The sequence below is a fragment of the Kitasatospora sp. NPDC004240 genome, from assembly GCF_053603215.1.
Genome location: NZ_JBSGFD010000253.1, coordinates 1 through 10,207, shown reverse-complemented (window position 1 = coordinate 10,207; position 10,207 = coordinate 1). Strand labels below are relative to the sequence as shown.

8 protein-coding genes are annotated in these 10,207 nt (G+C 71.8%); 4 read left to right on the top strand and 4 right to left on the bottom strand.

What is annotated here, in order from left to right:
* Nucleotides 1-59 precede the first annotated feature (59 nt).
* From ACWEQL_RS37785 to ACWEQL_RS37775, 3 genes are all read right to left on the bottom strand, one after another.
* Nucleotides 60-635: a TerD family protein gene (locus ACWEQL_RS37785; RefSeq protein ID WP_452155349.1), complete on the bottom strand. Its 576-nt coding sequence runs from the start codon at nucleotides 633-635 to the stop codon at nucleotides 60-62.
* A gap of 199 nt (nucleotides 636-834) precedes the next feature.
* Nucleotides 835-1,293, bottom strand: coding sequence for a peroxiredoxin (locus ACWEQL_RS37780; protein ID WP_452155347.1), 459 nt, complete (start codon nucleotides 1,291-1,293; stop codon nucleotides 835-837).
* 232 nt (nucleotides 1,294-1,525) lie between these two features.
* Nucleotides 1,526-1,963, bottom strand: a complete 438-nt coding sequence (locus ACWEQL_RS37775) for a DUF3052 domain-containing protein (protein ID WP_452155345.1) — start codon at nucleotides 1,961-1,963, stop codon at nucleotides 1,526-1,528.
* A gap of 537 nt (nucleotides 1,964-2,500) precedes the next feature.
* Here ACWEQL_RS37775 and aceE point away from each other — a divergent pair.
* Complete coding sequence (aceE, locus tag ACWEQL_RS37770; RefSeq protein WP_452155343.1) at nucleotides 2,501-5,251, top strand: pyruvate dehydrogenase (acetyl-transferring), homodimeric type; 2,751 nt, start codon at nucleotides 2,501-2,503, stop codon at nucleotides 5,249-5,251.
* A gap of 136 nt (nucleotides 5,252-5,387) precedes the next feature.
* On the opposite strand, the gene ACWEQL_RS37765 is transcribed toward aceE, so the two are convergent.
* Nucleotides 5,388-6,995, bottom strand: a complete 1,608-nt coding sequence (locus ACWEQL_RS37765; RefSeq protein ID WP_452155341.1) for an MFS transporter — start codon at nucleotides 6,993-6,995, stop codon at nucleotides 5,388-5,390.
* A gap of 220 nt (nucleotides 6,996-7,215) precedes the next feature.
* On the opposite strand from ACWEQL_RS37765, the gene ACWEQL_RS37760 reads away from it, so the two are divergent.
* The 3 genes from ACWEQL_RS37760 to ACWEQL_RS37750 all read left to right on the top strand — a co-directional run bounded on the left by ACWEQL_RS37760 (nucleotide 7,216) and on the right by ACWEQL_RS37750 (nucleotide 9,989).
* A complete protein-coding gene (locus tag ACWEQL_RS37760; RefSeq protein WP_452155339.1) occupies nucleotides 7,216-7,878 on the top strand; it encodes a TetR family transcriptional regulator in 663 nt (220 codons plus the stop codon).
* Nucleotides 7,879-7,992: 114 nt separating this feature from the next.
* Nucleotides 7,993-9,318: a sensor histidine kinase gene (locus ACWEQL_RS37755; RefSeq protein ID WP_452155337.1), complete on the top strand. Its 1,326-nt coding sequence runs from the start codon at nucleotides 7,993-7,995 to the stop codon at nucleotides 9,316-9,318.
* Nucleotides 9,315-9,989: a response regulator gene (locus ACWEQL_RS37750; protein WP_452155335.1), complete on the top strand. Its 675-nt coding sequence runs from the start codon at nucleotides 9,315-9,317 to the stop codon at nucleotides 9,987-9,989. The genes ACWEQL_RS37755 and ACWEQL_RS37750 overlap by 4 nt, the downstream gene beginning before the upstream one ends.
* Nucleotides 9,990-10,207 lie beyond the last annotated feature (218 nt).

Here is a 10,207-nt window from a genome sequence, read left to right as displayed (position 1 = left end):
CGGGCGGCGGCCCCGGCCGGTGGTGCCGGGTCGTACGGGGCCCCGGGGCGCCCGACGGGTCAGACGTTGACGCCGAAGTCCTGGGCGATGCCGCGCAGGCCGGAGGCGTAGCCCTGGCCGATCGCACGGAACTTCCACTCGGCGCCGTTGCGGTAGAGCTCGCCGAAGACCATGGCCGTCTCGGTGGAGGCGTCCTCCGAGAGGTCGTAGCGGGCCAGCTCCTTGCTGTCCGCCTGGTTCACCACGCGGATGAAGGCGTTGCGGACCTGGCCGAAGTTCTGGGTGCGGTTCTCGGCGTCGTAGATGGACACCGGGAAGACGATCTTGGACACGTCGGCCGGCACGCCGGCCAGGTTGACCTTGATCTGCTCGTCGTCGCCCTCGCCCTCACCGGTGAGGTTGTCGCCGGTGTGCTCGACGGAGCCGTCGGGGCTCGTCAGGTTGTTGAAGAAGACGAAGTTCCCGTCCGTGCCGACCTTGCCCTGGTCGTTGCAGAGCAGAGCGCTGGCGTCCAGGTCGAAATCCGTGCCCGTGGTGGTCCGGACGTCCCAGCCAAGGCCGACGATCACGGCCGTCAGGCCGGGGGCCTCCTTGGTGAGCGAGACATTGCCGCCCTTGCTCAGGCTGACACCCACTTGTCCTCCAAGAATCGGGAGGCACTCCCTGGTGCCCCCGGTGGTGCGGTCAGAGGCTCCGGCCGGCCCTTGCCGCCCGGCCTCTGACCTGCCAACGGACCGATCGTAGTGCCGGGTTCCCGTCCCGCGCAGGGAACGGGCCCGGCGTGGCTGTTCGAATTCCGCCCGCACCGGGCCCGGCGGCCCCCGGAGGAGGACCTCAGAGCGCGCCGAGGACGTTCAGGTACTCCTGCTCGTCACGGGCGTCCGGCAGGTCGTTGATCACGGACCAGCGGACCACGCCGGACTTGTCGATCACGAAGGTGCCGCGGACCGCGCAGCCCTTCTCCTCGTTGAAGACGCCGTACGCCTGCGCGACCGCGCCGTGCGGCCAGAAGTCGGACAGCAGCGGGTACTCCAGGCCCTCCTGCTCGGCGAAGACGCGCAGGGTGAAGGGCGAGTCCGCGGAGACGGCGAGGATCTGCACCTCGTCGTTCTGCAGCCGCGGCAGCTCCTTCTGGATCGCGCAGACCTCGCCGGTGCAGACACCGGTGAAGGCGAAGGGGTAGAAGACCAGGACGACGTTCTTCTTGTCCCGGTAGTCGGAGAGCTGGATCAGCTCGCCGTGCTGGTTCTTGAGCTGGAAGTCCGGGGCCTGGGTGCCGACCTCGATCGCCATGGTGGGACCTTTCTGACGCGGATGGCCGCGCGGGGGACGCGGCGGCGAGGCACATCCTCGCATCCGATCGGGGCGGTTCGGCCGGACGAGTGAGGGCCCGGGTGCCCGGCGCCCCCGCTTTCGCCCTCGGCGAACAAGGCCCACGGCGGGTCCTCCGAGCGGGCCGGCGAAACGGCCGGGCCCCGCTGGAGGAAGCTCCAGCGGGGCCCGGTCGGGGCTGTTTCCGGGCGGGTCAGCGCTTGCCCGGCTTGGTGACCGCCTTGGTGGCCAGGCGGGTGGCCGCCCAGTCCTTCGCGATCGCGATCGAGCTGGTCTGCGACAGGCCGGCGGTGCGGGCCGCGTCGGCGATGTCGGAGGCCTCGATGTGGCCGTCACGGCCGGTCTTGGGCGTCAGCAGCCAGATGAGGCCGCCCTCGGCCAGGTATTCCAGGGCGTCGACGAGGGCGTCGGTGAGATCCCCGTCGTCGTCGCGGTGCCACAGCAGGACGGCGTCGGCGACGTCGTCGTAGTCCTCGTCGACGAGATCCGTCCCGGTGACCTCCTCGATGCCATCGCGGAGATCCTGGTCAGTGTCTTCGTCGTACCCCAGCTCCTGGATGATCTGGCCCGCTTCGAAGCCGAGACGGTGTGCCGGGTTGGACTTGTCCGCGGGGTCCGCGGTCGCGCTCACGGGAATAACCTCCAGTATTCGGCTCGGCGTCCATGCCGAGGCTGTGGCCGTAGTCCACACGGGCGCGGCGGTTCGCGCAAGTACCCGACCCCCGATCCCCCCCAAAGGTTGACGTGTCGCGCCGTGACACGCCGGTGGACGTGGTGGGAATCACACCGATTTGCCCTTCTCTGCGTAGGACAAGGATGCTTCGGGAGGTCCCGGCCCGCAGGCCCGCACCCCCCGCACGCAGCCCGTACGCATGCCCGAGATGCGAACGGCATTCGGGTCGGCGCGTGCGCGGGCGTAGAGTCTCCTGTTGGCCCTCACCCCGACCGGCCGCCATCGGACGGTCGGGCAACCAGGTCGGACCACCTCTTTTCGTAACACCCGGTGGTGCACAGCGCGGGCAACAGCGCCCGTGTCGGACACCACCAGACCGGCCCGCTCACCAGGCGGAACGGTTACCGGTCGGTAGAGATGACGGATCTCCGAGCGCGGTAGCACGATGGAGGCGGCGCGACACACCTAAGTTTCGACCGACAGTGAAGGAACAGCGTGGCTTCCGGATCCGATCGCAACCCGATCATCATTGGCGGCCTTCCGAGTCAGGTCCCGGACTTCGATCCCGAGGAGACCGCGGAATGGCTGGAGTCGCTTGACGCGGCCATCGACGAGCGGGGGCGCGAGCGCGCCCGCTACCTGATGCTCCGCCTGATCGAGCGCGCCCGCGAGAAGCGCGTCGCCGTGCCCGAGATGCGCAGCACGGACTACGTCAACACCATCGCCACCAAGGACGAGCCGTTCTTCCCCGGCAACGAGGAGATCGAGCGCAAGGTCCTCAACGCGACCCGCTGGAACGCGGCCGTCATGGTCTCGCGCGCCCAGCGCCCGGGCATCGGCGTCGGCGGCCACATCGCCACCTTCGCCTCCTCCGCGTCGCTCTACGACGTGGGCTTCAACTACTTCTTCCGCGGCAAGGACGCCGAGGGCGAGTCCGGCGACCAGATCTTCTTCCAGGGTCACGCGTCCCCGGGCATCTACGCCCGCGCCTTCCTGCTGGACCGGCTCACCGAGCAGCAGCTGGACGCGTTCCGCCAGGAGAAGTCCAAGTTCCCGTACGGCCTGTCCAGCTACCCGCACCCGCGGCTGATGCCGGACTTCTGGGAGTTCCCGACCGTGTCCATGGGCCTCGGCCCGCTCGGCGCGATCTACCAGGCCCGGATGAACCGCTACCTGGAGCACCGCGGCATCAAGGACACCTCCGACTCGCACGTGTACGCCTTCCTGGGCGACGGCGAGATGGACGAGCCCGAGTCGCTGGGCCAGCTGTCGCTGGCCGCGCGCGAGGGCCTGGACAACCTCACCTTCGTGGTCAACTGCAACCTGCAGCGCCTCGACGGCCCGGTCCGCGGCAACGGCAAGATCATCCAGGAGCTGGAGTCGCAGTTCCGCGGCGCCGGCTGGAACGTGATCAAGCTCATCTGGGACCGCAGCTGGGACCCGCTGCTCGCGCAGGACCGCGACGGCGTCCTGGTGAACAAGCTGAACACCACGGTGGACGGCCAGTTCCAGACCTACGCCACCGAGACCGGCTCGTACATCCGCGAGCACTTCTTCGGCAGCGACCTGCGGCTGCGCAAGATGGTCGAGAGCATGACCGACCAGCAGATCCAGCACCTGGGCCGCGGCGGTCACGACCACGCCAAGGTGTACGCGGCGTTCAAGGCGGCCCGCGAGCACACGGGCCAGCCGACGGTCATCCTCGCCCAGACGGTCAAGGGCTGGACCCTCGGCCCGAACTTCGAGGGCCGCAACGCGACGCACCAGATGAAGAAGCTGACGGTCGAGGACCTGAAGCGCTTCCGCGACCGCCTGCACATCCCGATCACGGACAAGCAGCTGGAGGAGGGCTACCCGCCCTACTACCACCCGGGCCGTGACTCGGAGGAGATCCAGTACATGCACGACCGCCGCAAGGAGCTGGGCGGCTACATGCCGACCCGCAAGGTGCGGCCGCGCAAGCTGGAGCTGCCGGGCGAGGACGCGTACAAGGCGGTCAAGAAGGGCTCGGGCAACCAGACCATCGCCACCACCATGGCGTTCGTCCGGCTGCTCAAGGACCTCATGCGGGACAAGGGCATCGGCAACCGCTTCGTGCCGATCGCGCCCGACGAGTACCGCACCTTCGGCATGGACTCGCTGTTCCCGTCGGCGAAGATCTACAACCCGCTCGGCCAGACCTACGAGTCGGTCGACCGCGATCTGCTGCTGGCCTACAAGGAGTCCCCGAAGGGCCAGATGCTGCACGACGGCATCTCCGAGGCCGGTTGCACCGCCTCGCTGATCGCCGCCGGCTCGTCCTACGCCACCCACGGCGAGCCGCTGATCCCGGTGTACGTCTTCTACTCGATGTTCGGGTTCCAGCGCACCGGTGACCAGTTCTGGCAGATGGCCGACCAGCTGGCCCGTGGCTTCGTGCTCGGCGCCACCGCCGGCCGGACCACGCTGACCGGTGAGGGCCTGCAGCACGCCGACGGCCACTCGCACCTGCTGGCCTCGACCAACCCGGGCGTCGTCGCGTACGACCCCGCGTACGGCTTCGAGATCGCGCACATCGTCCAGGACGGTCTGCGGCGGATGTACGGCTCCAGCGAGGAGCACCCGAACGGCGAGGACGTGTTCTACTACCTCACCGTCTACAACGAGCCGATCAAGATGCCGGCCGAGCCGGAGAACGTCGACGTCGAGGGCATCCTCAAGGGTCTGCACAAGTACGCGCCGGCCACCGGCGGCCAGATCCCGGCCCAGATCCTCGCCTCCGGCGTGGCCGTGCCGTGGGCCCTGGAGGCCCAGCGCGTCCTCGCCGAGGAGTGGAACGTCAAGGCCGACGTGTGGTCCGCGACCTCCTGGAACGAGCTGCGCCGCGACGCGGTGGAGGCCGAGGAGTTCAACCTGCTGCACCCCGAGGAGCAGCAGCGCGTCCCGTACGTGACCGCCAAGCTCCAGGGCTCCGAGGGTCCGTTCGTCGCGGTCTCCGACTGGATGCGCGCGGTGCCGGACCAGATCTCGCGCTGGGTGCCGGGTCAGTACCAGTCGCTGGGCGCCGACGGCTTCGGCTTCGCCGACACCCGTGGCGCGGCCCGTCGCTTCTTCCACATCGACGCGCAGTCGGTCGTCCTGGCGGTGCTCACCGAGCTCGCCAAGCAGGGCAAGGTCGACCGCAGCGCGCTGAAGGACGCGATCGACCGCTACCAGCTGCTGGACGTGGCGGCGGCCGACCCGGGCGCCGCGGGCGGCGAGGCCTGATCCTCAGGCCCTGGGCACCGGTGACACACGGAGGGCCAGACTCCCGTACGGGGGTCCGGCCCTCCGGCGTGAACGCACGGAGGCGGCCCCGGCCCGATGAACGGGTCCGGGGCCGCCGAGGCTGTCGCGGGCGCCGTCAGATGTGCACGGCGGGCCCGGCGTCGGTGCTGCCGCGGCGGGTCAGCAGGCCCAGCAGGGCGGCGCCGAAGGCGACCACGGCGGCGACCGCGAAGGCCAGCGACATGCCGCTGACGAAGGAGTCGTGGACGGCTCCGGCCATCGCGTCGACCGCCTGCTGCGGGGTGCCGGGCGGGGCCGGCGGGGCGATGCCGAGCTGGGCGGCCTGCTCCAGGCCCTGCGCCTGCGCGCCCTCGACCGGCGGCAGACCGGCCTTCGCCCAGTTCTCCGGCAGCACGTCGCCGACCCGGGCGGCCATCAGCGCGCCCAGCACCGCGGTGCCGAGGCTGCCGCCGACCTGCATCGCGGCCTGCTGCAGACCGCCCGCCACGCCGGAGAGCTCCAGCGGGGCGTTGCCGACGATCACCTCGGTGGCGCCGACCATGACCGGGCTGATGCCCAGGCCCATCAGCACGAACCACAGCGACATGACGCCGGTGCCGGAGCCCGCGTCCAGGGTGGACATGCCGTACATCGCGACGGTGGTGATCAGCATGCCGGCCACGATCGGCACGCGGGGGCCGAGCCTGCCGATCGCGATGCCGGCGATCGGCGAGCCGACGATCATCATCGCGGTCATCGGCAGCAGGTGGACGCCGGCCGAGACCGGCGACATGCCGTGGACGTTCTGCAGGTAGAAGGTCACGAAGAAGATCGCGCCGAAGAACGAGAAGGCCATCAGCACCATCAGCAGGGTGCCGGCCGACAGCGGGACCGAACGGAACAGGCCGAGCGGGACCAGCGGCTCGCGGGCCACCCGCTGCCAGGCCGCGAAGGCGGTCATCAGCACCACCGCGCCGCCCAGGAAGAGCAGGGTGCCAAGGTCGCCCCAGCCCCACTCGGGGGCCTTGATGATGCCCCAGACCAGCGCGAACATCGCCGCCGACAGCAGCAGGATGCCCGGGACGTCGAAGGACCTGGCGGCGTTCTCGGCGCGGACGTCCTTGAGCACCCACAGGCCCAGGCCGAGCGCGAGCAGGCCGACCGGGACGTTGATGAAGAACACCGACTGCCAGTTGACGTGCTCGACCAGCAGGCCGCCGACGATCGGCCCGGCCGCGGTGGAGGCGCCGATCACCCCGCCCCAGATGCCGATCGCCATGTTGAGCCGCTCGGCCGGGAAGGCCCCGCGCAGCAGGCCGAGCGCGGCCGGCTGGAGCAGGGCGCCGAACAGGCCCTGGAGCACCCGGAAGGCGATCACCGTACGGATGTCGGTGGCGAAGCCGATCGCGGCCGAGGTGGCGGCGAAGCCGACCGCGCCGACCAGGAAGGTGTTGCGGTGGCCGAAGCGGTCGCCGATCTTGCCTGCGGTGATCAGGAACACCGCGAGGGCCAGCAGGTACCCGCTGGTCACCCACTGGATGTCGGCGGGCGCGGCCTTGAGGTCGGCCTGGATGGCCGGGTTGGCGATGGCCACGATGGTGCCGTCCAGGGCGACCATCATCACGCCGACCGCGACGGTCAGCAGGGTCAGCCAGGGGTGCCCCTTGAGGCTCCTCCCGGACGGGGGTGCGGTGCTCGGCGGCGGGGTGACCGCCGTGCCGCTCTTGACGACGGACTGACTCATCTCGTGCCCTCCGGGGGCGTCGCGGGGGAGCTGGCTCGGTGGTGGCGTCCCGGGCCCACCCGTCCCCACAGGTCGTCCGGCCCGGCGGGCGCCACCCCGGGACATTATGTCAGTCGCTGACATTCGGCAAACAGTGACGTGTGCGTGTAGCTGCCATTTGTCAGAGCGCTAGAGTTGTCCTGGACCCCGCCCGCACCAACCGCCCCGGAGGGCACCCGCCATGGCCGCTCAGCCCCCGTCCGCCGCACCCGCCCCGGCCCTCGGCCTGCGCGAGCGCAAGAAGCAGCGGACCAGGGACGCGCTGGTCGAGGCCGCCCACCGGCTCTTCCTCAACCAGGGCTTCGCCGGCACCACCGTGGACGAGATCGCCGCCGCCGTGGACGTCTCCCAGCGCACCTTCTTCCGCTACTTCGCCAACAAGGACGAGGTCGCGCTCGCCGTCATGGCCGACGCCGAGGACTACTTCATCGAGCGGCTGCGGCTGCGCCCCGCCGGCGAGAACCCGCTCACCGCGCTGCGCGCCGCGATCGTCGAGTCCTGGCGCGAGCTCGGATCGGCCGACCACGCCGGCCCCGGCTCGGTCACCAGCGCCCTGGAGCTGATGGAGCTCATCGAGTCCACCCCGACCCTGCTCGCCGCCCACCTGCGCCGGATCACCGAGCAGGAGCGGATCGTCGCCGGGGTGATCGCCGAACGCGAGGGCCTGGACCCGGCCGAGGACCTGCGCCCCACCGTGATCGCGGCCGTCTTCGGCGCGGTGCTCCGCTCCGCCCACCTCTCCTGGACGCCCGACCGCGAGGCCACCGGCCCCGAGGGGATGATCGCCCTGATCGGCCGCCACTTCGACGCACTGGGCCCGACGCTCGCCGGCGACTGGCGCTGAGCGGATGGCGACGAGCGGCCCGCCCCGGGCCGGCCGGCGTCATACCCCGGTACTACGCGCGATCACCCACCCCGGTCGGACGACGCGGCCGGCCCGGATGCCTAGGCTGGCCCGATGATCAGCCCGCCGACCGGGCCGGCCCGGCGAGGCGCCCCCGCCCCGGCCGCCCTGCGCACCCTGCGTTCCCTGCTCGCCCCGCTCACCCGCCCCTCCCCCGACCACACCCCGCTGCTCGCCCACGCGCCGCAGCGGTGGCTACGCCTGCTGCCGTACGTCTGCGCGGTGGCCGCGGTCGCCTCGCTGCTGCCCAGCGGCATCAGCGTGCTCCTGGACGACTACCGGCTGGGCGCCGGGCTCGCCGCGCCCCTGATGGTCGTCCAGACCCTGCCGCTGCTGCTCGCGGTGGTCCGCCCGCTGCCGGCCTGGTGGCTGATCGGCGGCGCCCAGCTGCTGACCTCCGTCCTGATCCTGGACACCGGGCACTCCGTCTCCGCCCCCTGGCCCTGGCCGCCCCCCGCCATCGTGGGGTACCTGCTGCTGATGCTGCCGCTGGCGCTGCGCGAGCCCCGGCGCACCCTGGTCGCGGTCTGGCTGGTCACCACCGCGGCCGGCGCGGCCCTGTCCCTGATCGCCCCCGCCGACCGCTTCGGCGGCGGCAACGCCCTGCTCACCTCGGCGCTGACCGGCGCCGTCCTGCTGCTCGGCGGCGCGGTCCGGGAGCGGGCCGAGGCCCAGCGGCTGCTCGCCGAGCAGGAGCACATCAGCGAGGCCGAGCGCGAGCGCCGCACCCTGCTGGAGGAGCGTGCCCGGATCGCCCGCGAGCTGCACGACGTGGTGGCCCATCACATGTCGGTGATCGCGGTGCAGGCCGCCAGCGCGCCCTACCGGATCCCCGAGGTGCCGCCGGCCGCCGCCGAGGAGTTCACCGCGATCGCCGGCACCGCCCGCGAGTCGCTGGCCGAGATGCGCCGGCTGCTGGGCGTGCTGCGCAGTGAGGAGTCCGCCGGGGAGACGGCCCCGCAGCCCGGCGTCGAGGAGCTCGGCCAGCTGGTGGAGACGGTCGGCCGGGCCGGGGTGCCGGCCGAACTCGCCGTCCCGGCCGGGCTGGCGGCCACCCTGCCGCCGGCCGTCGGCCTGGTCGTCTACCGGATCGTCCAGGAGGCGCTGGCCAATGTCGTCCGGCACGCCCCCGGCGCCGGGGCCTGGGTCTCGGTGGCCGCCGGCGACGGCTCGCTGCGGGTCACCGTGGTCAACGCGCCGCCGCCCGGGCGGGCCGAGTCGCTGGAGGCCTCGGCGGAGGGCACCGGCCAGGGTCTGGTGGGGATGCGTGAACGCGTCCGGTTGCTCGATGGCAGGCTGGACACCGGCCCACTGCCCGACGGAGGCTTCAAGGTGGCCGCCGTCCTGCCGATCGAAACCCCCGGGGAGACCGAGGAATGACCATCCGTGTGATCATCGTCGACGACCAGGCGATGGTCCGGGCGGGCTTCGCGGCCCTGCTCGGCGCCCAGAGCGACATCGACGTGGTGGGCGACGCGGCGGACGGCGCGCAGGCCCTGGAGGTCAGCGGCCGCACCCACCCCGACGTGGTCCTGATGGACGTCCGGATGCCTGTCATGGACGGCCTGGAGGCGGCCCGCCGGCTGCTCGACCCGGCCTTCGACGGCGCCCACCGGCCCAAGGTGCTGATGCTCACCACCTTCGACGTGGACGACTACGTGTACGAGGCGCTGCGCGCCGGGGCCAGCGGATTCCTGCTCAAGGACGCGCCGCCGGCCGACCTGATCGCCGCCGTCCGGGTGGTCGCGGCGGGCGAGGCGCTGCTCGCGCCCTCGGTGACCCGCCGGCTGATCGAGGACTTCGCCCGGACCAGGCCGGCCCCGCGCCGCGACCCGGCCCTGCGGCTGAACGGCCTGACCCCGCGGGAGACCGAGGTGCTGGAGCTGATCGCCCGGGGGCTGTCCAACCAGGAGATCGCCGCGGGGCTGGTGCTCGCCGAGCAGACCGTGAAGACCCACATCGGACGCATTCTCGGCAAGCTCGGCCTGCGCGACCGCGCCCAGGCGGTGGTCCTGGCCTATGAGTCGGGCCTGGTGACGCCTGGCCAGTAGGCCCCCCGTCAGCCCGTAGTACCCCGGTAGCACCGGGCAGTTGGCCCCGCGGTGTGACGATCGCGGGGCCTTCCCGTTCCTACCTTCCTCTCCGTCACCACCTGACGGACGAGGGAGAGAACGGACATGCGGCAGCCCCGAACCAGCCCCCACCGGCTACGGCGCACCGTCGTCGCCGCGGCCCTGGCGCTCGCCGCCGCGCTCGGCGCGGGCGGCTG